The 23681-nt window shown below is 38.8% G+C and carries 15 protein-coding genes; 8 read left to right on the plus strand and 7 right to left on the minus strand.

Features of this window, described 5'->3' with window-relative positions:
• Positions 1-156 precede the first annotated feature (156 nt).
• The 4 genes from topA to DSM106972_RS05840 all read left to right on the plus strand — a co-directional run bounded on the left by topA (position 157) and on the right by DSM106972_RS05840 (position 7434).
• Positions 157-2823 (plus strand): type I DNA topoisomerase, encoded by a 2667-nt coding sequence (gene topA / locus DSM106972_RS05825; RefSeq protein ID WP_127079684.1) that lies wholly within the window; start codon positions 157-159, stop codon positions 2821-2823.
• A gap of 440 nt (positions 2824-3263) precedes the next feature.
• A complete protein-coding gene (gene aroQ / locus DSM106972_RS05830) occupies positions 3264-3713 on the plus strand; it encodes a type II 3-dehydroquinate dehydratase (protein ID WP_127079686.1) in 450 nt (149 codons plus the stop codon).
• A gap of 47 nt (positions 3714-3760) precedes the next feature.
• Positions 3761-4708: an ADP-ribosylglycohydrolase family protein gene (locus DSM106972_RS05835; RefSeq protein WP_127079688.1), complete on the plus strand. Its 948-nt coding sequence runs from the start codon at positions 3761-3763 to the stop codon at positions 4706-4708.
• Positions 4709-4926: 218 nt separating this feature from the next.
• A complete protein-coding gene (locus tag DSM106972_RS05840; protein WP_127079690.1) occupies positions 4927-7434 on the plus strand; it encodes an HD family phosphohydrolase in 2508 nt (835 codons plus the stop codon).
• 234 nt (positions 7435-7668) lie between these two features.
• Here DSM106972_RS05840 and DSM106972_RS55675 read toward each other — a convergent pair whose 3' ends face one another.
• The 4 genes from DSM106972_RS55675 to DSM106972_RS05850 all read right to left on the minus strand — a co-directional run bounded on the left by DSM106972_RS55675 (position 7669) and on the right by DSM106972_RS05850 (position 9800).
• Complete coding sequence (locus DSM106972_RS55675; RefSeq protein ID WP_411675277.1) at positions 7669-8013, minus strand: hypothetical protein; 345 nt, start codon at positions 8011-8013, stop codon at positions 7669-7671.
• 293 nt (positions 8014-8306) lie between these two features.
• The gene (locus tag DSM106972_RS05845) at positions 8307-8930 is read right to left on the minus strand and encodes a tetratricopeptide repeat protein (protein ID WP_233787160.1); all 624 of its coding nucleotides are present in this window, start codon (positions 8928-8930) and stop codon (positions 8307-8309) included.
• The gene (locus DSM106972_RS53140; RefSeq protein ID WP_233787159.1) at positions 8927-9187 is read right to left on the minus strand and encodes a tetratricopeptide repeat protein; all 261 of its coding nucleotides are present in this window, start codon (positions 9185-9187) and stop codon (positions 8927-8929) included. The genes DSM106972_RS05845 and DSM106972_RS53140 overlap by 4 nt, the downstream gene beginning before the upstream one ends.
• 43 nt (positions 9188-9230) lie before the next feature.
• Positions 9231-9800, minus strand: coding sequence for a hypothetical protein (locus tag DSM106972_RS05850; RefSeq protein ID WP_127079692.1), 570 nt, complete (start codon positions 9798-9800; stop codon positions 9231-9233).
• 142 nt (positions 9801-9942) lie between these two features.
• Between DSM106972_RS05850 and DSM106972_RS05855 the strand changes: the two genes are divergently transcribed.
• Together DSM106972_RS05855 and DSM106972_RS05860 are read left to right on the plus strand one after the other, a co-directional pair.
• Complete coding sequence (locus tag DSM106972_RS05855) at positions 9943-10794, plus strand: AraC family transcriptional regulator (protein ID WP_127079694.1); 852 nt, start codon at positions 9943-9945, stop codon at positions 10792-10794.
• Between the two features lie 100 nt (positions 10795-10894).
• Positions 10895-11482, plus strand: a complete 588-nt coding sequence (locus DSM106972_RS05860) for a cytochrome b family protein (protein ID WP_127079696.1) — start codon at positions 10895-10897, stop codon at positions 11480-11482.
• Positions 11483-11640: 158 nt separating this feature from the next.
• On the opposite strand, the gene uvrA is transcribed toward DSM106972_RS05860, so the two are convergent.
• Both uvrA and DSM106972_RS05870 read right to left on the minus strand, forming a co-directional pair.
• On the minus strand, positions 11641-14523 hold the full coding sequence (gene uvrA / locus DSM106972_RS05865) for an excinuclease ABC subunit UvrA (RefSeq protein ID WP_127079698.1): 2883 nt from the start codon (positions 14521-14523) through the stop codon (positions 11641-11643).
• Positions 14524-15672: 1149 nt separating this feature from the next.
• Positions 15673-15957 carry a hypothetical protein gene (locus DSM106972_RS05870; RefSeq protein ID WP_019490689.1) on the minus strand — a complete coding sequence of 95 codons (285 nt, stop codon included), beginning with the start codon at positions 15955-15957 and terminating at the stop codon, positions 15673-15675.
• A 36-nt stretch (positions 15958-15993) separates the two neighbouring features.
• Here DSM106972_RS05870 and DSM106972_RS05875 point away from each other — a divergent pair, with 36 nt between their 5' ends.
• Together DSM106972_RS05875 and DSM106972_RS05880 are read left to right on the plus strand one after the other, a co-directional pair.
• Positions 15994-16671 (plus strand): hypothetical protein, encoded by a 678-nt coding sequence (locus DSM106972_RS05875; RefSeq protein ID WP_127079700.1) that lies wholly within the window; start codon positions 15994-15996, stop codon positions 16669-16671.
• Between the two features lie 129 nt (positions 16672-16800).
• Positions 16801-19140: a S9 family peptidase gene (locus DSM106972_RS05880; protein WP_127079702.1), complete on the plus strand. Its 2340-nt coding sequence runs from the start codon at positions 16801-16803 to the stop codon at positions 19138-19140.
• Between the two features lie 27 nt (positions 19141-19167).
• On the opposite strand, the gene DSM106972_RS05885 is transcribed toward DSM106972_RS05880, so the two are convergent.
• Positions 19168-23367, minus strand: coding sequence for a PA14 domain-containing protein (locus tag DSM106972_RS05885; RefSeq protein ID WP_127079704.1), 4200 nt, complete (start codon positions 23365-23367; stop codon positions 19168-19170).
• Between the last annotated feature and the right edge of the window lie 314 nt (positions 23368-23681).

The following is a 23681-nucleotide window of genomic DNA, read 5'->3' on the forward strand; positions in this document are numbered from 1 at the left end:
GCACGCCTACAAGTGACTCGCATGTGTTTACTTGTAAACAGTTGGTGAGAATACATGTTACCACGCAGGTGGTGACATATAGCTTGACATCTCTGATAGATTAGCCTCAAGAATGACTATTTAACTGCGCTCATTGCTTTTTTATAAAAAATCTCCATGTCAACTCTCGTCATCGTTGAATCTCCAACAAAAGCTCGCACCATTCGTAATTACCTGCCGCAAGGGTTTCGGGTAGAAGCGTCAATGGGTCATGTGCGCGACCTTCCACAGTCAGCTACAGAAATACCCCCCGCAGTCAAAGCGGAAAAATGGGCACAGCTTGGAGTAAATGTAGATGCCGACTTTGAACCTCTTTACGTTGTCCCCAAAGATAAAAAGAAAATTGTTACTCAGTTGAAAGATGCTCTTAAAGAAGCATCTGAGCTGATATTAGCAACTGACGAAGACCGAGAAGGGGAAAGTATAAGTTGGCATTTATACCAATTGCTTAATCCAAAAGTTCCGACAAAGCGAATGGTATTCCATGAAATTACCAAGGAAGCTATTCAAAAAGCTTTGAAAGATTGTCGCTCTATTGACGACAAGTTAGTACGTGCCCAAGAAACAAGACGAATTTTAGACCGATTAGTAGGGTATACCTTATCTCCGCTCCTTTGGAAAAAAATCTCTTACGGTCTCTCAGCTGGTCGTGTACAGTCAGTTGCTGTGAGTTTACTAGTCACCAAAGAACGTCAACGTCGAGCATTTCGTACAGGCGCCTATTGGGACCTCAAAGCCGAGCTATTACAAGAACAAACTCCTTTCAATGCTGTTTTAGTAACTTTAGGTGGTACAAAAGTTGCAACTGGTAGTGATTTTGACTCAACTACTGGACAAATTACATCTGGGCGCCAAGTTGTACTATTAAACCAAGCTGAAGCCGAAGCCTTACAACTTCGACTCATAGGTCAAACTTGGACTGTTACAGACCTCGAAGAACGACCAGTTACTCGTAAATCGGCGCCACCATTCACAACTTCGACGCTACAACAAGAATCTAACCGTAAATTACGTCTTTCCGCACGCGATACAATGCGAACTGCTCAAAATCTTTATGAGCAAGGTTATATTACTTACATGCGTACTGACTCAGTACATTTGTCAGACCAAGCGGTAAGTGCTGCACGCGACTGTGTTGAAAAGCTTTATGGCAAAGATTACTTGAGTCCCAAACCTCGCCAATATACAACAAAGTCAAAAGGTGCCCAAGAAGCACACGAAGCTATTCGTCCAGCAGGTAGTAGTTTCCGTACACCGCAAGAAACGGGTTTAGGTGGTCGTGAGTTTCAACTTTATGATCTAATTTGGAAGCGTACTGTCGCTTGCCAAATGGCAGACTCGCGTCAAACCCAAATTACAGTGCAACTGCAAGTAGAAGACGCTGGTTTTCGTTCTTCTGGTAAACGTATTGACTTTGAAGGATATTTACGCGCTTATGTCGAAGGTTCTGATGACCCTGATGCTGCGCTTGAGAATATGGAAATTATTCTTCCCAACCTTAAGGTTAATGACCATCCTGAATGTGAAGAACTTGAAGCGGTTAAGCATGAAACCCAACCTCCGGCACGATATACCGAAGCAACACTAGTTAAAACCCTTGAAAGCGAGGGTATTGGGCGCCCTAGTACCTATGCGAGCATTATCGGCACCATTACTGATAAAGGTTATGCTCAGTTAACAAACAATGCTTTGGTGCCTACATTTACAGCGTTCGCGGTTACTGGTTTGCTAGAAAAACACTTCCCTGATGTCGTTGACCCTAGTTTTACCTCCAAAATGGAGCAAACACTCGATGATATAGCTACAGGTGAAGCTCAATGGCTACCATATCTCAAAGACTTTTATTCTGGAGATAAAGGACTAGAAACGCTTGTTAGAGAACAAGAAAGCCAAATCGATGCCACAACAGCTAGAACAGTAGAACTAGAAAATTTAGATGCAAAAGTTCGTATTGGCAAATATGGAGCTTATATTGAAGTTGAAAATGGAGAAGGGGTAGTAACTGCTTCTATTCCTAGAGATTTAACTCCAGCAGACCTTGACCCGCAGAAAGTACAAACTCTGCTTAAACAAAAAACCGAAGGACCCGAAAGTTTAGGGCGCCATCCTGAAACAGGGGAACCAATTTATACGCTGATTGGTCCTTATGGTCCTTATGTTCAGTTGGGTGATAAATCTGAAGAAAATCCAAAACCTAAACAAGTATCTTTACCCAAAGGTATTACACCAGAAAATCTCACCCTAGAAACAGCCATTGGTTTACTTGCTTTACCTAGAACATTGGGCACTCATCCTGACGGTGGAAAAATTCAAGCTTCTTTAGGGCGTTTTGGACCATACATCGTTCACGACCAAGGCAAAGAGGGTAAAGACTATCGCTCTCTAAAAGCATCTGATAACGTTTTGGATGTGACATTAGAACGCGCATTAGAAATTTTCTCCGAACCAAAAAAAGGACGAGCTAGCAGTACCAAATCAAAAGCTGCTTTAAAAGAACTTGGCGCCCATCCTGAAGACGAGCAACCGATTAATATTTATGATGGTCCTTATGGGCCCTACATCAAGCATGGTAAAACCAACGTGAGTATACCCGAAGGACACACTGTAGAAAATTTAACTCTCGCCACTGCTGTACAACTGCTGGCAAGCAAAGCATCTACTTCTAAAACCACACGCAAAACCAGCAAAGCAAAAACTGCAAGTGCAACAAAATCTACTACTAAGACCACTAAAACCGAAAAAGCAGCGAAACCAAAATCAACTGCAACTGAATCGAAAAAATAAAGATTGGAAGGGAGAACGTGATTTTCCCTTCCTAACAGCCTATTCCCTATTGACTAAAAATGCAAAATACCCATCACAAGAAAGATGCGGCTGATTGGGGGATTCATGTGATACTGTTATAAGTAGGGAAAGTGACACAATAAAATTTAGAGAACGCGGCTCATTCCGCTGTTTGCGTATGTACGTGTATAATCATTTACAACGTATTCAATAAAAAGTGTGTTGCCCTTATTATTCTTTTGCTGTTAACTTAAATTAAGGTATTATCTCAGGAGCGGTCAGTTAGATGGACTATATAGAGAAGGTACTGGAGAAGCTTAAAGAATTAGGGCGGAAATTAATTGAAGCCCTTCTAGGCCCGGATGCTGAAGCGGAACCGGAGCTAATTCCGATTCCAGTTAACGACCGCTCACGTCGTCGTTAAAAATAAAATTTACTACGTGGCACAGCGCACTTTAAGCATTTTGGTACTGCACGGACCAAACCTAAATTTGCTGGGACAGCGAGAACCAGGTATTTATGGTTCGCTTAGTTTAAACGAGATTAACCGCTTGTTAGAAGAACAAGCACGAGATTTAGCGGTTAATATCGACTTCTTCCAGTCAAATCACGAAGGTTTTTTGGTCGATAAAATCCATGACTCTTGGGGAAAGCATCAAGGAATATTAATAAATCCTGGAGCTTATACTCATACGAGTGTAGCCTTGCGCGATGCAATAGCTGGCGTAAATATTCCTACTGTTGAGGTTCATCTCAGCAACGTTTATCGTCGTGAGGAGTTTCGTCATCATTCATACATTGCTCCTGTAGCAGTTGGGCAAATTAGCGGTTTCGGCGCCCAGAGTTATATACTGGGCTTACAAGCATTGGTGTATCATTTGAAAAGTTAATTATAGGTATAGTTAGGAATCGTAATAATCCTAGCTTTGTTTACACCATGCGCTATACGCTCAAAAGTCGGTTCCAAGGAACTATTGCAGGTGCTTTGCTTGGTTTAGAGTTGGCAAAGGACAGTAAACCAGAATTCATAAGACAAGCTTATATTGAAAGTACCTTTAGTTGTAAAAGTTTAATTGCACAAGGTAAGTTCGATAGTAACTCCTTTTGTGCGATAAACCAAGCTGATACAGCCCTAAATCAAGAAGTTTTACTCAATACGCTTTTTTCAGCTTTACCAGTAATATTATTTTTTCATGAAGATTTATCGAAGCTTCGATATAACTTACTGGAAGTTTCGCGCGCGCATAGTGATAACTTGATAGTTAGAGACAGCGTACTTGCTATTGGCTATACAATTGCCCAATCGCTCAATGAAAAATTATCACAATCTTCTGTTTTTAGTGAAATTATCAGGTTTATTGGTGAAACACCAACAAATACACCCCAACAACTTGAAACAGTAAATAGTTTACTCAACCAGCAAGTTAGCTTGGAGCAAGCATTTACTGAACTACATAAAGTAAATACTCTATCTAACGTCGTCGCAATTGCGTTTTATACTTTTTTTAAAAGTCTTGAAGATTTTTACTTATCGGTATCACTTAATCTCAACGGCAAAATATTAAGTTTTAATAACCACGGTTATTATCTTAGTAGTGTAATGACAGGCGCCTTATCAGGAGCTTATAATAGCGCATTAGGAATACCAATTAGCTGGCAAATGAAAAATTTAAGCCATTTATCAGCTAAAACAGCGGTTCCGGAGTTTTTACAGATGCTAAAATTAACAGATGAACTTTTGGCAATATGGTCGGGTGTATGTGAGTTTGATAACCAAAATGCTAAAAAAAGCAAAGGAAAAGACTTATGCAATTACTTACCATTGCTCGAACAAAGCTCGCACTTATCAGTATATGCAGCTCCTCGTATCATCCGATTGCGGTAAATTGAGCATAAACACGCTTTGATAAGTAAACAAAAGTAAATAGTGTGTCCTGTAATTAGCGCAAAAATTCACAACTGTTAGTAATATTTTATATAGTGTCTTAATGAAAATTTTAGATTCTTAGCCAATAGTGGTATTATATTACACATGGGTAAGATAATTTTCTATAATAGACTGTGCTGTTTGAATCCTTTAAGTAGCAACTGCGGTCATAGTTGATGAGAGAAGCGCCATTTTTGCAGTCCTTGACGCAGCGATTGACAAAAGTACGGCGGTGGTATAAAAAACTACGCCGTAATTGTTCATCTGAAGCATTACAAGAGTTATACGTAGTTCAACCTCAGCTTTATAGTGTGGCAAAGTTAGCGAATCACGGGCTACGAGTTTATACTCATCGGCTACGAGAAGTATTTAGACGCACACCTGTAATTTTTGCTGCTTCGCTTATATTACTGACGGCAGTAATTGGGCATAGTTGGTATAATCAACCGCAGGTCAAAAATGGAAGTACTGCGATTGTGACAGTACAGGCGCCAAGTACAAAAGTTTTAGAGAATAAGTACGCTACTCAATCTAAGCGTGATGCAATTGCCTTAAAGTTGACGCCTGTATTGATGATTGATAAAAGTGCTAATAATCAGGTTGGGCAAAAACTCGAAACAATTGTGGCACAAGGGAATAATATTCGTAACCTGGCTGGTTCTTTTCCGTATTTTGATACTATTGTTCTAAGTGTGCCTACGCAGCGTTATTTACGTTCGACATCAAATAATGAATGGGAAGCATTTAGGTTTGCCGTAGTTCACCCAACTAAGCAATCGCAGTTTTCACAAGCACTTTTAGTATCAGGCGCCGACATCGAAACACAGACGAATTCAAAATTAACTGTAAGCAGTGCTTTGACTCAAGCATTGTCAGAAGTTGAAACCTACCGTTTAACTACATCAGAGCAAAATATTCCTATATTAACACAAAAAATTGCTTTATCACGTCAAAGGTATAAAGCCGCCAAAGCTCAAATTTCAGAAATAATTAATCAACCAAACGCAGTATATAACGAGAGATTAGTAGATTTAACAGAAGAAGACTGGAAAAACACCCAAACTTTAATTAAACAAATTGCCGAACGGATGTTAGCTCAAGGTATTTCACCTGGTTTACCAAAAAGCGTACTAACTGAAGCAGTAAGATTGAATGTTCAATCATCATCGGTACCAAAAGAAGCACAAGAATTAGCGACAAAAGTACTATTGAACGTATTGCAACCAAACCTGATAACCGATGGAGCGAAAACGCAAGCAAATGTAGAAGTTGCTGCTGCTGAAGTCAAACCTGTCATGGTAGAGGTCAAACAAAATGCAATTATTGTTCGTCAAGGAGAAAAAATAACAGATTGGCATCTTTTAGTTTTAGAAAGCTATGGTTTGATTGACCGTGAAGTTAACTGGGTCGCTTTACTGCTTCTTGCAACTGCCATTAGTGGCGCCATTCTAGTTTTTGCAGCTGTTGATAAACGGGTAAAATATCTTAAACGCACAAGAGACCGAATTTTAATTTTATTGCTAACTCTAAGTACACCACTAGTATTGACAATGGGTACCTACTATACAACTTGGAGTGCAGTTTCATTATTATTAGGCAGCTTTTACGGAACTCGTATTAGTCTTACAGTCATTGGATTATTAACAGTACTACTACCATTAAACTTTGGGGTTAGTAAAATTGCACTATTTGCCGGAGCGACAGGAGCATTTTTAGGAAGCTACATGGCACATAAACGACGTTCACGGGAAGAGTTAGCGTTGTTAGGAATAGGAATAGCAGTAACACAAGGTTGTGTATTTTTAGTTTTGACAATTATATTTGGTGGTGTATCGGTAGGTAAATGGTACTCTGTATTAACAAATTCGTTGTTATTCGCTTGTTCAGGATTATGTTGGAGCATTGTAGCTTTAGGTTTAAGTTCTTACTTAGAACAACTATTTGACTTAGTAACTCCAATTCGTTTGGCAGAACTTGCAAATCCTAACCGTCCACTGTTAAAAAGTCTTGCAGCGAAAACTCCAGGAACATTCCAACATACTTTATTCGTTTCAAGTCTTGCGGAAGCAGCAGCTTGTAAACTTGGGTGTAACGTTGAACTAGTCAGAGCAGGGACTTTATATCATGATATTGGTAAAATGCACGACCCCAAAGCATTTATCGAAAATCAAATGGGGGGACCAAATAAACATGATACCGAGATCAACGACCCTTGGTTAAGTGCAGAAATTATTAAGAAGCATGTCAGTGAAGGTTTGGTGATAGCGCGTAAACACCGATTACCAACAGCAATACAAACTTTTATTCCCGAACATCAAGGAACAATGCAAATTGCTTATTTTTATCATCAAGCACAGCAAATAGCAAAAGAGAATCCTTTTATAGAAATAAACGAAGCAGATTTTCGCTACGATGGTCCTATTCCTCAGTCACGCGAAACGGCAATAGTAATGTTAGCAGACTCTTGTGAAGCTGCACTGCGAAGCCTTAAAGATACAACATACGAGCAAGCGTTAGCAGTTGTTAACAATATATTGCGCGGACGCTGGCAAGATAATCAACTTATAGACTCAGGACTAACGCGCGCGGAAATGACGCAAATAGCAGAAATTTTCGTAAAAGTATGGCAACAGTTCCATCACAAACGCATCGCTTACCCCAAATTAAAACCCTGTAAAGATTAAATCTTGTAGCACAGGCATCTTGCCTGTGCAGTAGTATTCTTTTTTACCAATTACTAAAAACAAGAGAAAGACAAGGTATACCAAAACTTTATGAAAAATTGTCATTCTGAGCGTAGCGAAGAATCTCTTTTATGTTCAAGCTTTTTAGATGCTTCGTTCCTCAGCATGACATTATAAGAGAGATGCTACCCTGCGGGAAAACTGCGTTAACGTTCCTCAGCATGACAGAAAAGTTTATAAGGATTCGCGTACAAGGTGAATTTGTTTGACTTGTGATTGAATTTCGATTTCTAGGTCTTTTAAGCGTTTTGCTTCTGCTTTGATGTCAATTTCGTGAGATTGTTTTTGTTTGAGTAAGTTATCTAACTCCTGTTTTCGTGAGTTTATATCTGAGTTGATGCGTGTACCAATTAGATTTGCATAATCATTGAAGCATTGTTGAACACCTTCAAAAATTGGGCGCCATTGTTCTTCTGCAATTTGCGGTAGGTGTTTTGCAAATTCTTTTCTGGTAGCATTGATTAATGTACGACGGACGTATTCAGCTTGTAGTGCTACAACTCCAATACCTCCTAGAATTGCGGCTCTTCCGTACTTTACGTGCTAAATCTGTTGAAAAATCAGGTTTAAATCTTTGCTGTGCTTATCTTAGAGCTATTATTACCTTTATAAATATCAAATTAATTAAATTTCATCTATAAGTGCCTGTAAGTCTTGATTTTAAAGGATAATTATCGATTTAAATTCAAATTTAGCACGTAAAGTACGGAAGAGCCGTAACTAAGTCACACCACCAAAATCATCAAAACTTTATAATTTTATTACGTTCATGTAGAGACGTGATTAATCACGTCTCTACAGTATAATGATAATTATTGCGATGAAGTAATCTCGGTAAGTAAATCTGATACTCTTTGATGAAAAGCTATATTTTTATGCTCTAAAGCAATTTCCGCAGCTTTCTGTAAATCTTCAATCGCACCTTCTCGCTTACCTTGACGATGTTTTGCTAAACCTCTTCCCCAAAAGCCATATTCATCACAAGCAGATACTAAAGTTACACCTTTAGCTTCAATACCAATTGCTTCTTGATAATCTTCATTTGCTGCTTCTTCGTCACCAAGTTCATAGAAAATATTACCGCGAAGATAGTAAGAAGCATGTGGACTATATTTATAAGTTCCCGATACTATCTCTAATGCTTTATAGTCAAGAGACTCAACATAACTCTTATTGTAACTGTTATCAATGACTTTAGTTAAGTTCTTTATCGCTTTGGCTACATTACCGTTTAAATACTGTTGACAAGCTAAATTGTAATAAATATAAGCATTTGGTTGTAATCTAATTAAATGGGTAAAATCTTCAATTGCCCCTTGTGTGTCACCCATATACGAACGAGCGGCGCCACGTCCATAGTAAGCTCTATAATACTGAGGATTTAATTCAATTGCGCGACTGCAATCTTCTATAGCAGCTTCGTTTTCGCCAATCATGGCACGAGCAAGACTCGTTCTGTATAAGCTTGAGCGTTTTGAGGATTTATTTGAAGAGTTTGATTTAAATCTTCAATTGCTGCTTCATATTCAGCAATAACAACTCTAGCTATTCCTCGATTTACATAAGCTACTTCATCTTGGGGATTGCACTGAATAGCTAAACTGTAATTATCGATTGCACTTTTGTAATTACCAAAATTGTAGAGAAGGGCGCCAAATGAAGTCAATCCCGATGAAAGTATTAAATCAATCATTTTGTTAGTATATTTAAGTGTGAGTTAAATGTGAGTGCGTTACTTATCTTCGTGCGGCAGCAATTAAGCGTTGGTTAACGGCGTATTCAAATTGATAAAGAAAAGCTGCAATAATAATTTGAATGATGATGGGGACAACTCTCCAAACATTCCAACCGTCTGTAAAAAATCTAAGAAAATAATACGAGAGAGCGTTGTCTGTTAAGAATAAAGCTAAGGTAGTATAGGCAATGGCAGAAGATATTAGCTTTGCTACCCAACCAAATAATCCTTGCCACCAACTCATAATTCCAGGAAAGGTACCTGGCACTGTCTCTGTATCGGGAAGTTTGGTTTCTGGGAAAAAGTTATCTAATATTCTATGCATCCAATGATGGGCAAAAGCAACTACTGCGATTGGAGATAATAACGCAAGCAGTAACAGCACGTACCAAACTCTTACGGGTACATGGCGCCAGTTAATGAGTAAGATAATATGTTCATATATCTCAGTTAGTACATATTGCCAAGCTAGCAGTAATAATATTAAACCTACTGCGTTTACCCAAGCGCGCGCTCCAGGTATTAAAGTAGGTAGTTGAGGAGATGGCGCCCCAAAAGGTGAATTTGCCATGATTATTATCAAAAGCCTAAAGATTACACGAAATAACTAGATAGTTATTCAAAGATTATATTACTCTTACTTTTAGGCGCCATCCTGGTTACTACCAAAATTTACATCAAAATTTCATAAAGTTAAGAAATTCTAAGAAACTATGGCTAATTATGAACCACCCGAACACTTGCATCTGCTTGATAGCTTTGAGTTAGGATGGGATAACTTAAATTTGATTTATGAGATTGAACCTGCAGACTGTACACCGGAAATTGAGCTTGGGATGGATTTTATTTGTATTGCGCTAGATAATTTTTGCGCTAGCTTTATGATGGATGCACGTTGGCGCCGATGCGAGTATGCCAAGGGAGACATTATTATTATTCCATCGACGCAGGTTTTTCCTCGGACGCAGCTTGATAGAGAAACACCTTTGCTTGAGTTATTTTTAAACCGTGACATACTTAGAGATGCTGCTGCTAATTTTGGTAGTTCTGATATAGAACTGGTGCGACAATTACAAGTAAATGACCCATTGATAGAACAGATGGGACTTGCAATGATGGCAGAAGTTAAAATTGGTGGCGCCAGTAGTAGGCTGTATATTGAATCAATGACAACTGCTTTAACAGTACATTTACTGAGGAGATATTGTTCGCGTAGTCTTGAAATTAAGCAATATACAGATGGGTTGCCTAAATATAAGCTTGATCAAATAATTGAGTATATTAGAACACACCTAGAAAATAATTTAACGCTTCAGGAATTAGCGGGTGTAGTTTGCATTAGTACAACTTATTTTGCTAGTTTGTTTAAACAGTCGATGGGAGTTACTCCACATCAGTATGTAACGCAATGTCGCGTTGAAAAAGCCAAGCAGTTGCTTAGACAAACTCATTTAACATTAGTTGAAGTTTGTCTACAAGTTGGTTTTCAAAATCAAAGCCACTTCACTAGAGTTTTTAAACAATATACTAAGCTTACACCTAAAGTTTATAGAGATTTACTTTAGATTCATAAGTTTAGAACATTTTTTAAAAGAATAGGCAAGACGCTAGTTATATAGATTTTTTAGACTTACTACCTATCAGAGTATATGTAGGTATTTTGGCATGATAGGTACATATTTACAAAAATGGCGCCTTGTTAGTTTTACTACGTTGTTTGTTGGTTTAATGATAATTACGATTATATTGTTACAGGGTATGAACGAGTCAGCTATGCGAATGATGATTCGTGCTACTGGTAGAACATCTTTATTATTGTTCTTGAGTGCTTTTATTGCTTCTTCACTTCGTAAACTTTGGTTTAGTCCAATATCAAATTGGCTGATTAAAAATCGTCGGTATCTCGGTTTATCTATGGCTGTATCGCATACCTATCATGCTTTTGCGTTGTTGGGTTTATGGTATGTTACGGCAGGAGTGGCGCCAGCAATTGACCCTTTGGGAACAATTGGTTATATATTATTATTTGCGATGACTGTTACATCGTTTGAAAAACCCGCTAAATATTTAGGTAAGCGTAATTGGCAAATTTTACATACTACAGGTATGCATTTCTTGTGGTTGGGTTTAGTTGCTGAGTATATTTTGAGATTAACTAAATCACCATTTATTGCTTTGCCTTTGTTGAGTTTATTAGTTGTAGTGATGATATTGCGTATTGTTGCCGCACTGGGGGATGAGTTAGCTGTTTAGAATTTACAAAATTTTCTTGTAAGGTTTCTTGTGGGGTTTCTTGTGGGGTGGGCATCCTTGCCCGCCCTCTTAAGTTTGGAACGGGCAAGGATGCCCATTCCACAAGAGGTGCCCATTCCACAAGAGGTGCCCATTCCACTGTTATGTATTTTATTAAATTATGCTGTGACTACGGGTGGGTAATGTTTTAGTACTTGTTTTAAGTAATACCCGGTGTGTGATGTTTCGTTTTTGGCAACATCTTCGGGTGTTCCTACTACTATTAATTCCCCTCCTTTGTCTCCTCCTTCGGGACCTAGGTCTATTACCCAGTCGGAACAACGAATAACATCTAGGTTATGTTCGATTAATAAGACGGAGTTGCCTTTGTCTACTAGTCTTTGTAGTACATCTAGCAATTTATGTACGTCGTAGAACGATAAACCTGTTGTTGGTTCGTCGATTAAATAAAGTGTTTTGCCTGTTGCACGTCGAGATAGTTCTGTTGCTAATTTGACTCGCTGTGCTTCTCCACCCGATAATGTTGTGGCTGGTTGTCCGAGTCGAACGTAACCTAAACCGACATCTACTAAGGTTTGTAATCTCACTACTGCTTTGGGAATGTTTTGGAAAAATTCTAAACTTTCCTCTACAGTCATGTTGAGAACGTCGGCAATTGATTTATTTTTATATTTTACTTGCAGGGTTTCACGATTGTATCTGGCGCCTTTACAAACTTCGCACTGAACGTAAACGTCAGGTAAAAAGTTCATTTCAATGACGTTTACCCCTTGTCCACTACAAGCTTCGCAACGTCCCCCTTTGACGTTAAACGAAAATTGTCCAGCTTTGTAACCACGCGCTTTTGCTTCGACGGTTTGACAAAATACGTCGCGGATAACATCGAAAACACCTGTGTAAGTTGCAGGGTTTGAGCGTGGTGTACGACCAATGGGTGATTGGTCGATAACTATGGCTTTATCTATTGCACTCAACCCTTGAATGCCATCTACATCTTTGGGAGATGGAACTCTCTTAGTTATATGGTGTTGTAGTGCTGGATAAAGTATTTCGTTAATTAATGTTGATTTTCCTGAACCAGATACACCTGTCACCGAAACAAGCTTACCAAGAGGTATTTCGACGGTGATATTTTTTAAATTGTTGCGACAGGCATTTTTAATGATTAAATTTAAGCCGTTGCCTTCGCGTCGTGTTCCTGGGGTTTGAATTACTTTTCGTCCTGATAGGTATGCTCCTGTTAGTGAGTCGTCTGCATCTAGTAATGCTTGTAAATTACCTTGTGCAACAATGTTACCTCCATGCAAACCTGCACCTGGTCCAATGTCAACTACATAATCAGCTGCTCGAATTGTTTCTTCGTCATGTTCGACAACTATTAATGTGTTGCCTAAATCACGCAGTCGATTTAATGTTCGTAGTAGGCGCCCGTTATCACGTTGATGTAAACCAATACTAGGTTCATCTAATACATATAGTACACCTGTTAAACCTGAACCAATTTGGGTTGCCAGTCGAATTCGCTGTGCTTCTCCACCAGAAAGGGTCATTGCTGGACGGTCAAGGGTGAGATAATCTAAGCCTACATCTAAAAGGAATTGTAAACGTGCTTTGATTTCACGTAGTACTAAGTCGGCAATTTGAGCTTGACGTTGGTTTAATTTTAACTGGTCGATACTTACTTGACAGTCGCGTATTGATACACTCGTCAAATCTAAAATTCGATGTTGCCCTAAACGTACTGATAAAGCTTCGGGTTTTAAGCGTTTTCCGTGGCAAACTGGACAAGGTTGGTCTACTAAATATTGCTCTAATTTTTGCTTTACTAGCTCAGAACCACCTTCGTACTGACGCTGCAAAATCGGAATAATACCTCGAAAATGAGGCGTTTTATCTCCTTTTTCTACCGTCTCACCGTTTAATAGAATTTCACGCTGTTCGTCTTCAAGCTTACACCACTGAGTTTGTAGCTCAAAGTTATGTGCTTTTCCTAAACTATATAGTAATTCTAAATAATAAGAATTTTCTTTCTCTGACCAAGGTGCTATTGCTGCATAAACAGGCGCCTCTGGGTTTGGAATCACTAATTCGGGCGAAAATCTTCTTAATGTGCCAAGTCCATGACAATTTGGACAGGCGCCATAAGGTGAGTTAAAAGAAAATAAACGCGGTGATAGTTCATCCATGACTGCACCGTGTTCGGGACAAGCAAAGTTTTCAGAGAAAACTATTTCTTGTTCTTCAGTATTATCACCTGATGTGGGCGTGTATAATATTGCAATTATACCTTCAGAAAGTTTGAGACCTGTAGAAAGTGAGTCTACTAAACGCTCTTGTAGTCCATCTTTTTTAATTAGACGGTCAATAACTACTTCTATAGTATGTGTAAAATTTTTATCTAAATCTATCGAATCAGATAGTTCGCGCACTTCGCCATTAATGCGAACACGAACAAATCCTTGTGATGCTAAACTTGATAATAATTTTTTGTGAGTACCTTTTTTACCACGAACGACGGGTGCAAGAATTTGAAATTTGGTACGGTCGGGTAACTCCATAATTCTATCGACCATTTCATCGATAGTTTGGGGTGCAATATTTCGGTCACAAATTGGACAATGGGGTTGCCCTGCACGTCCAAATAACAATCGCATGTAATCGTAAATCTCAGTTACAGTACCAACTGTAGAGCGAGGATTGTGCGATGTAGACTTTTGGTCAATGGAAATTGCTGGACTTAAGCCCTCAATAGCTTCAACATCGGGTTTGTTTAATTGTCCCAAAAATTGACGTGCATAAGCGCTCAAAGATTCAACGTAGCGGCGCTGTCCTTCAGCAAAAATGGTATCAAATGCTAGTGATGATTTACCCGAACCGGATACTCCAGTAAACACAATGAGTTTGTCTCTGGGTATTTCCAAGTCAACATCCTTCAAATTATGCTGCCTCGCACCTCGAATGCGAATAGTATTTTGACTATTCATTTGTGGCAGCATATGATTTTTCCCGTTTGCGGATGCTGTAATCTGAGTATCAGACATATAAACAGGCGTTCATTGTGTGAGACAGGCGAAACAGTTCTTAATAATATCACTCTTATTCACTATTGCACCACAATCTTTTTAAATACTTGCCTTGAATATTAAGTCTCATATTTTTTTACCTCTGTGCTAAAAGCTTTGCTAGAGTAAAACTGCCATTTGAGTCCTCTATCAGGGAAAATTCTAGCAGCAAATAATGATTCGACGCTGATTATAAATCTTTTGTGTTAAAGGCGCCATTTTACTCCGAAAGCGAGTTGCGGTAAACGAATGTCTCCATAGACAACCTGCATCTGGCATTTGCCGCTCAGATGTGGCGCCGAGTATATATATATCGTCTATCGTCTATTCGTTAATAATATTTTCGCTATTTTTGAAATTAGCTTGAAAACTTTTAGGACTTGCGCTGCATAAACCTGGTTTCTAGGTTTTCATGCGTAAGTCCTGACTTTATTATTTCGTTAATACTAATGTTATTTATTTAACAAGTATGTTATTTACTGTAAAGTTACTTTAAATATTGTTTTAAGTTAATATAAATCAATTTTAGTTAAATCTCTGTAAGCCTATCTATGCAATGATTATAGCGGATAAATTTCCAGCTATAATTTTGTTAAAACTAATTGATAATAGTAATACATAATACATTTTACTGGTACTAATTATCGAAATAAATTTAAATTTTGCTTGATTATATTTTATACTACAGTCCGTAGTATAAACGTTTTTTTACAATTATTTACATGCCTTACGTTATTAAAATGATATTTAATCTAACAGAAACCGGGCAACAGTCACAAAATTTTCGCTATAAACCTCTAATTTATCGTACAGAAGCCCGGTTTATGCAGGGCTTCTTGCGAATGCAAGATATAAGCAATATTATTTGCTAATTTTGAGATGAGCATGTTGGTATTTCATCATACTGAGGGTTGATGTTGTTCTAACTAGAAAGGTGCAGAAGCTAGGTTGACGTGTGCTTTCCTCAGCTTCTGGAGCTTTTACGAATGATTGTCAGTCAACTCAATAACAGTCTATTAATTTTCGTGTTAAGACGATTGAATTGACGGACATTCTGGGTTAAAGACGCAATCTGCTTACATAATTGGTTGTAGGCGTAGATTTGTCAGTAGGAGTGAAAATTTAATATCATTTGGCAGAAGCAGCTTTTTTTGCTCTTGTAGTTGTCTTGGCAACTCCGGTGCGAGGCTGTTTAGCTGGAGGCTTTCTCTTGGTGGTTTTAGCTTTAACAACTGCTTCAGATGAAGGTTTTTCAACTTTTTGTTTTGGCGGTCGGCATGTTTCGCAATAGAGTGGTTGTGAGGGAAAACAAATCCGCTCTGCTACTAAGTTGCATTCTTTGCAGACGAAGCGGTAAAGTTTTTGTCGAATGATACGAACATGAGCCTTAACAAAAATTTCCTTAGTTTCCACTTTGTTTTATTCCTTTGAAATTAGGTAACTACTACTATGACTGATTCACCTGAGATGCTAAGTTTGCTGTCGGCAGAACGCGACCGCTACATACTGGAGGCAGTTGATTTAGAGCGGCGCTTGTCTTTCATCCGACATCAGATTAATTCTCTAGATGGTCTAATATCAGGTTATGCCCAAGAAGACCAGATGTATCATCCTTTAGGTCGGTTATCTAGTTTATCTTCTACTCAAGCATACCTTCAGGATAGTCTGAGTCAACTTAATCGACATCATTATGAGGCTGCTGCCTCACCAATTATAGAAACGGCATCCCCAACTTCGACGAATAGCGCCGCTCCTCAATCAGCTACGACCAATCTAGCCGCGAAACCGCCCAAACCAGACATCTCTGATATTCCCAAGCTTCACATATCTAGAAAACCAAGTACAATACCTCTACTGGCGCAATATCAAGATTACTCTGTTCAGAATGCAATTCTGATATTAATGCGGTATAACCCTACAACACACTTTCACGTCGATGCAATCGTCCGTGATTTGTATGGTGATGGATTGGATGAAGAGCAATTTAAAATCGCAAAAGCGACAGTAAGTAAAATGCTCTCAACGGGTACTCAAGCAAGATTATGGTACCGAGTGTTACATACGCAAGGTGTCTACACATTAACTTACGAAAAAGGTGTCACAAGTAAACCGCCAAAAGGGAAGTAAGAACTTGGGGAAAGGATAAAGGGTAAAGATGACAGGGGATACAAAAAATTCACTGTTTATCTTCCCATTTCCTTTCTACCTAACATTATTTCCCTTTTCAGTTTTCCCTTTCCCCCTAATTAAGAATTTATGACAACACTTACTTGGCAATCACCACCTCCACCTATTAATCAAATTTTAGATGCACCAGCACCGACAACGGTATTGCTATCTCCTAACCAAGAATGGTTAGTTGAGTTAGAACAGCCTTTACTTTCTTCAATTGCAGAATTGGCTGAACCGCAAATACCACTGGCTGGATTTTTACTAAATCCACGTACTAATGCACCGTTCCGTTATAATCAATACCACAGTATAAAAATTAAGGCTGTTTGCTCAACAACTTTTAATGATATATCACTGCCAGAAAATCCTCGGATTAGTTTTTTAAAGTGGGCGCCAGATGGTGAAAAGTTAGCATTTACAATTACTACAGACTCAGGTTTAGAGTTGTGGGTGGTTGAACTAGCAACGCTGAATACAAAGCGTTTAACTGAGCCAATTTTGAATGCTGCATACGGGGCGCCACACCGTTGGTTATCGAATGATACATTAATATGTAAATTTATTTCTACAGAACGCGGTGAAGCCCCAATAAAATCGCCGATACCAACGGCGCCAATGATAGAAGAGAATTTAGGTAGAAAAACTCCCAGCCGTACTTATACAAATTTACTCGAAAGTCCTCACGATGAAACTTTATTTGAATATTACATATCATCAAGTTTGAATAAAGTAACTTTGGATGGTAAAAGTACGCAGATAGTTTCCCCTCGTCTAATAGATGAAGCTAGACCTTCACCGGATGGTAATTATATCTTATTAACAACTTTACATAGACCATTTTCGTATCAATTACCAGCATCTTATTTTCCCAAACGTATTGAAATACTCAATGCTAACGGTGAGTTGGTTCGTGAAATAGCTGATTTACCCCTTGCTGACAACATTTCAATTAAATTTGATGCAGTCCGACCTGGGAAACGACGAGTTTTTTGGCGCCCCGACCAAGCTTGTGTACTACACTGGGTTGAAGCTTTAGATGAGGGAGACCCAACACGCGATGTTAATTATCGAGATGCCTTATTTGTACTAGATGCACCTTTCGATAAAGAACCAAAACAACTTTGGCAATGTGAGTATAGATTTCAACATGTAGCGTGGGGACGTGAAGATGTCGCTTTAGTTTGGGAAAAGTGGTTCGATAGTCGTAAACAGCGTGTTTGGCGTATCAATCCGCAAAACAGTGAAACACCCCCAATATTGCTTTTTGACCGTAGTTTTGAAGACAAGTACAATGACCCAGGTGTTCCAATTTCGACACACGGAAAATATGGTCGTGATGTAATTAGATTTACCGAAGATGGAAGTAGTATATATTTAAATGGTCGAGGCGCCTCTCCATTGGGAGTATATCCATTTTTAGATAAATTTAATTTGGATACAAAGCAACGAACACGATTATGGCAGTGTGAAGACCCTTACTTTGAGTCAGTAATTGATATATTAGACTCAGAAGCACAAACATTAATAACTAGGCGCCAGTCTCAAACCGAACCACCAAATTACTATCTTAAGAACGGTAACACTGAACCTGTTTTGTTAACAAATTATCAAGACCCAGCACCACAACTGGCACAGCTACAAAAAGAACTTGTGCAATATCAGCGTGCAGATGGAGTCAAACTATCAGCAACGTTATATTTACCACCTAACTATGATGTTAATCGTGATGGTACCTTACCTTGTGTTTTTTGGGTATATCCAGAAGAGTTTAAAGACCGTGAATTTGCAGGGCAGGTAACAACCGCAACTAACACCTTTAGTCGTCCAATGCGTGACTCGGTATTATTTTTACTTACCCAAGGTTATGCAATTCTTTCTGGTCCAACTATTCCAATTGTTGGAGAAGGTGACACCGAACCGAATGATACTTATGTTGAACAATTAATTGCAGGCGCCGAAGCTGCTGTAAATTATGTAGTTAAACGTGGTATTGCCGACCCAAATCGCATTGGTATTGGTGGTCACTCATATGGAGCTTTTACAACAGTAAATTTACTAGCACATACAAATTTATTTAAAATTGGCATTGCTAGAAGTGGAGCCTATAACAGAACACTAACACCGTTTGGGTTTCAAGGTGAACAACGAAATTACTGGGAAGCGGCGGATACGTATAATAATATGTCACCATTTACCCATGCAAATAAAGTTAAGGCGCCACTATTATTAATACACGGAGAAAAAGATAGTAATCCGGGTACATATCCTTTGCAAACCGAGCGACTTTATGAAGCACTCAAAGGTTTGGGTGCAACAGTACGTTATGTAGTTTTACCATATGAAGACCACGGCTATCGGTCGCACGAAGCCGTGGGTCATACACTTTGGGAAATGGTAAATTGGTGCGATAAATATTTGAAGTAGAGACGTGATTAATCACGTCTCTACATTTTATGCTGGGCGCCAACGGCTAATTGTACCTGCTGCGATATCAGCAAAATATAAGTTACCGTCGCGTCCAGATGTAATTTGCACTGGGGAGTTTAGGTTGGGGTTGGTAAATTCATCGAAGCGTCGAATTGAAACAAATTGGCCGTTACCGTCAAGAGTTATGTTGTCAACTGTTCCTTGACTGATGTCGGCAATGAATAAGGTGTTTTGGTAAACCGATGGGAAAGTATTACCCGTGTAAAAATCACCCATAACTATTGCATTAGAACTTGTGTGCTTATAACCGTAAATTGGCGCCGTTACTGGTTGTCCACTACTATAAAATGCTTGTGCGGGTGGAAGACTAAAGTATTCGGGTTGCTGTAAGCTGATAGCGTTGCCACCTTCAAAATATGGCCAGCCAAAATTTTGACCTTTACCCGCGTTGATTTCTTCCCAAGTTTTCCAACCAACATCTCCTATATATGGTCTGTTTGTTGGGTTGATAGTAAAGCGGAAGGGGTTGCGTAACCCAGAGTTGAAAACTTTTGAGCGGTTGCTGTTAGGATTTGCGGCATCATAGAATGGGTTGTCTGAAACACCATTTCCTGTGATGGGGTCTATTCGTAGCATTTTACCCGATAAGTTATTAATGTCTTGAACTCTAATAGTGCGCGGGTCTACACGGTTATATGATGTTCCATCACCATTGGTTATATAAAGTTTGCCATCACTACCAAATTTCATGTAACCAATCGAATGTGATTCGCTATCAGTCGCTAAATAATCTTCTACATTTATTAAATTATTGAGATTATTGTAGTAATCTTGCATATTGGTAAACAATTGACCACTACTGTTGATAATTCCTGATGGTGCAAAATTAGCAGCGTAGTCTATATTACCGTTTGCATCGGCTTTAATATCGGTACTGTTACCGTCTGGACGACTTGTAAATTGCCAGTTACTGTTTTTACCAAGTAATACTTCTCGATTATCAGTAGCTGTACTGTTAGCGTCAAATATTATATCGCCATTAGCGTTAGTTGTTGCTCTCAAGCGTAGCAATCTTGAAGGACGATTTCCTGTATTGTCTCGGTCATCAAGAACAGAGTTGGGATTATTTGCGGGGTTGCTAATATTAGTTTCTGGTGGGTCGTAAGTATAAAGTAAGTACACATAAGGATTATTTTGGAAATCGGGATGAACTGCTATTGCCAACAAACCACGGTCACGCACATCATTGACTTCTTCATTCAAATCAACAAATGGTGTAGTTTGTAGTTCTCCGTTTCTGTATACCCTGACAATTCCATTTTTCTGAGCAATTAATAAGTTATTGGTGTTTGGTATCCAATCAAACGATGTTGGTTGTGTTAACCCACCTACTACTACTTCGCGCGCAAAACTTCCTGGGTCATTATCAATAATGGTGATTTCTGAGCTATTCTGACCGTTCAACGTTACTCCCACAGGGTTGCCGAACTGAAAAGAAAATGTCTCATTCGCTTCCCCAAGGGTGTCATTGATAATTGGGATGGAAATAGTTTTGGTACGTTCTCCAACTGCAAAATTTAGGGTTCCGGTTACTGGTTGATAATCTGAATCGGCTTGTGCAGTTCCCGGTACGGTAATATAATCTACGCTAGCGGCGCCTGTTACTAAACCACGTTTGACAACTACCGTAGTGACACCATCACCCTCATTAACAATTGGCGAACTAAAGGTTAAATAAGTTCGGTCGTCATCATCTATTGCAATTCTGACGGTTCGCTGTGGTCCGAGATTTGCATCTGTTGTTTGGTCTATTACAAATGTGAAGGTTTCATCATTTTCAGGTAATGAATCCTCAATAATTGGAATTGATACTAGCTTACTAGTTTCGCCTGGAGCAAAAGTCACCTCTCCACTAACTTTAGTGAAATCAATATTTTCGGTAGCGGTATCAGCAGCAGTTGTATATTTCACCGTTGACGTCAAATTCAAATCTTCGCCAAATCTTTGAATTTCTACAACTGCGGCGCCATCACCTTCAGCAACGCTTACAGGAACTTGTCCAAGGCGAATAGTTGGCTTTAGAGGTGGTAAGTAAAGTTGTGTGGAAGGAATAAATTGTCGAGTTTGTGTTGGACTAGACCACTCCAACCTAGCTACGGCGCCACCTGCATTTTCGTAGTATTCAATCTCGATATCATATTTCTGACCTGCTTCGAGAGCAATGGTACCTTGACTTACAGTCGGAGGTTGGTCAAAAAAGCGGCTAATAATTTGTGTACCGTTAACCTTGACTCGAATACCATCGTCACTTGTCGTGTAAAAAGTATAAGTTTCGGTGTATTTAGGTTCAACTCGACCAGTCCAGCGAATTGAAAATGTATCTGGGGCAATTAATACGTTTGGAGAACCTCCACCAAAATTAAAATTAACAGATGAGTCAGTACGAGTTAGCTTTAAATTTGTAAAGTTCTCATTGTCGTAGTACTCACCCCTGAGTCCTGTACCTGTGCCAGCAATATCAACAAAGAATCTACCAAGGGTTGCCCCAGCAGCAAAATTACCATTGATATCACTTACTTCACTTCGTTGAAGCGAAATATCATAAAAACCGTTACTAGTTGCACTCCAAGTAGTCAGGGGTGCATTAATTCGGTAAGTGGCAATGCGAGGAGTTCCGTTAGTTGTATTACCACTGCTACTAACGTATTGTGCTAACTGACTAAATCCATTTGGTCCAGTAACTAAGACATCAGTATTACCAAAGCTAGCAACGTTCACCCCGACATTATCACTGTAGGTGACAGTGAAAGTGTAATCATTGCCTCCTGCTGAGTCGATGTTTGTAGCGTTAAGAGTTGCTGTTGGCGCCACTCCTTCAACATAAAGTTGTGATTGAGGAATGATTTGTTTAACTTGGCTATTGCTTGACCAAGCTAATCTAGAAACTGCTAATCCACCGTTTTCGTAGTAATCAAGTCTAATATCGTATTTTTTACCTGCTTCAAGTAAAATTTTCTGGCTTGCCACTTCAGTTGCTGCTTGGTCACGGAAGTTATTAATAACTAATTGGTTATTAACCCATAATCTGGCGCCATCATCTGAAGTTGTGTAGAAAGTATATTCCTCGTTGAATTTTGCTTCAACTTGACCAGTCCATCGAACTGAAAATGTATCTGGAGCAATTGATGGGTCGGGAGAACCAGTACCAAAGTTAAAATTTACAGTTGGGTCTGTGCGAGTAACTCTAAGATTAGTAAAATCTCTGTTATCGTAATATTCACCCTTTAACCCTGTACCAGTACCCGCAATACTAAAAGTGACTAGACCGAGATTTTGTGACAAAGCGAAATTATTTGCTGTATCTTTAACTTGGTTTGGTTCTAGCGTCACCGTATAACCACCTACATCAGCAAAGTCCCAAGTTCCATCAGGTGCTAAGATACGATAATTTGCTGTATTGAAAGTACCATTTGTATTCGGTTCAACACCTAAAAAAGTTGCGACTTGGTTAAACCCGTTTAGACCTGTGACTCGAATGGCATTGTTTAAACTGCTAACATCAACAGCAGCATCATCAGCATAAACGACGCTGAAAGTGTAATCACTGGTGTTAACTGTTGGGGTAGTAGTTGCTTTTAGTTCAGCAACAGGCGCCGCAGGTGAATATAATTGTGATTGAGGAATAATTTCTTTAGCTTGACTTAGACTCGACCAAGCTAACCTAGAAATACTGAGTCCACCATTTTCATAGTAATCGAGTCTAATATCATACTTTTTACCTGCTTCAAGTGTAATTTGCTGACTTGCAATTTCAGTGGCCGCTTGGTCACGATAATTATTAATAATTAACTGATTATTAACCCACAACCTAATACCATCATCTGAAGTAGTGTAGAAAGTATAATTTTCGTTGTATTGTGCTTCGACTTGACCAGTCCAGCGAATAGAAAATGTATCTGGAGCAATTAATGAACTTGGAGAACTGCTACCAAAGTTAAAATTAATTGTTGAGTCTGCGCGTGCGAGTTTGAGATTTGTAAAATCAATATTGTCGTAGTACTCACCGCGTAAACCATTGCCTGCGCCTGATGCTAAAATGCTACTGCTACTACGATTTGATTGACCAAATGTTTTAGATATATCTAATGTATTTAAGGTATTTATAGGCGATATCAATGACGAAATTGATGTCAAACTATTATTGTCGCTGACACGATTGTTCATTATCTAATTAAAATTCAAGATGAAAGAATACCAACTAGCTTTCTCAGTAATATCCCATACTGAACTGATACGTCTACTCTGTTTGATTTAATTAACTCAATATTTATACTGAAATCTTTTTTGTAAAAACTATACAAATACTTTAAAATCTCTATACAAAAAATTATTCTCCGTGCCCTCTGTGCCTCTGTGGTAATATAAAAGACTTTACCTATTTACTACAGAGACGCAGAGAGCGCAGAGAGTAAGAATTAACGCATACTTCTTATACCCTTAGATATATAGATTAATAAGAAACCAGCTATAGTCATACC

The sequence above is a fragment of the Dulcicalothrix desertica PCC 7102 genome, from assembly GCF_003991905.1.
GTDB classification, from domain to species: domain Bacteria; phylum Cyanobacteriota; class Cyanobacteriia; order Cyanobacteriales; family Nostocaceae; genus Dulcicalothrix; species Dulcicalothrix desertica.

Excerpts from the sequence above, each read along its gene's own strand:
- DSM106972_RS05855 (WP_127079694.1), top strand. The coding sequence starts at position 9,943 with ATGGCTAATTATGAACCACCCGAACACTTGCATCTGCTTGATAGCTTT.
- DSM106972_RS05880 (WP_127079702.1), top strand. The coding sequence starts at position 16,801 with ATGACAACACTTACTTGGCAATCACCACCTCCACCTATTAATCAAATT.
- DSM106972_RS05850 (WP_127079692.1), bottom strand. The coding sequence starts at position 9,800 with ATGGCAAATTCACCTTTTGGGGCGCCATCTCCTCAACTACCTACTTTA.
- DSM106972_RS05860 (WP_127079696.1), top strand. The coding sequence starts at position 10,895 with ATGATAGGTACATATTTACAAAAATGGCGCCTTGTTAGTTTTACTACG.
- DSM106972_RS05885 (WP_127079704.1), bottom strand. The coding sequence starts at position 23,367 with ATGAACAATCGTGTCAGCGACAATAATAGTTTGACATCAATTTCGTCA.
- DSM106972_RS53140 (WP_233787159.1), bottom strand. The coding sequence starts at position 9,187 with ATGATTGATTTAATACTTTCATCGGGATTGACTTCATTTGGCGCCCTT.
- DSM106972_RS05845 (WP_233787160.1), bottom strand. The coding sequence starts at position 8,930 with ATGATTGGCGAAAACGAAGCTGCTATAGAAGATTGCAGTCGCGCAATT.
- DSM106972_RS05840 (WP_127079690.1), top strand. The coding sequence starts at position 4,927 with ATGAGAGAAGCGCCATTTTTGCAGTCCTTGACGCAGCGATTGACAAAA.
- DSM106972_RS05875 (WP_127079700.1), top strand. The coding sequence starts at position 15,994 with ATGACTGATTCACCTGAGATGCTAAGTTTGCTGTCGGCAGAACGCGAC.
- uvrA (WP_127079698.1), bottom strand. The coding sequence starts at position 14,523 with ATGTCTGATACTCAGATTACAGCATCCGCAAACGGGAAAAATCATATG.
- topA (WP_127079684.1), top strand. The coding sequence starts at position 157 with ATGTCAACTCTCGTCATCGTTGAATCTCCAACAAAAGCTCGCACCATT.
- DSM106972_RS05835 (WP_127079688.1), top strand. The coding sequence starts at position 3,761 with ATGCGCTATACGCTCAAAAGTCGGTTCCAAGGAACTATTGCAGGTGCT.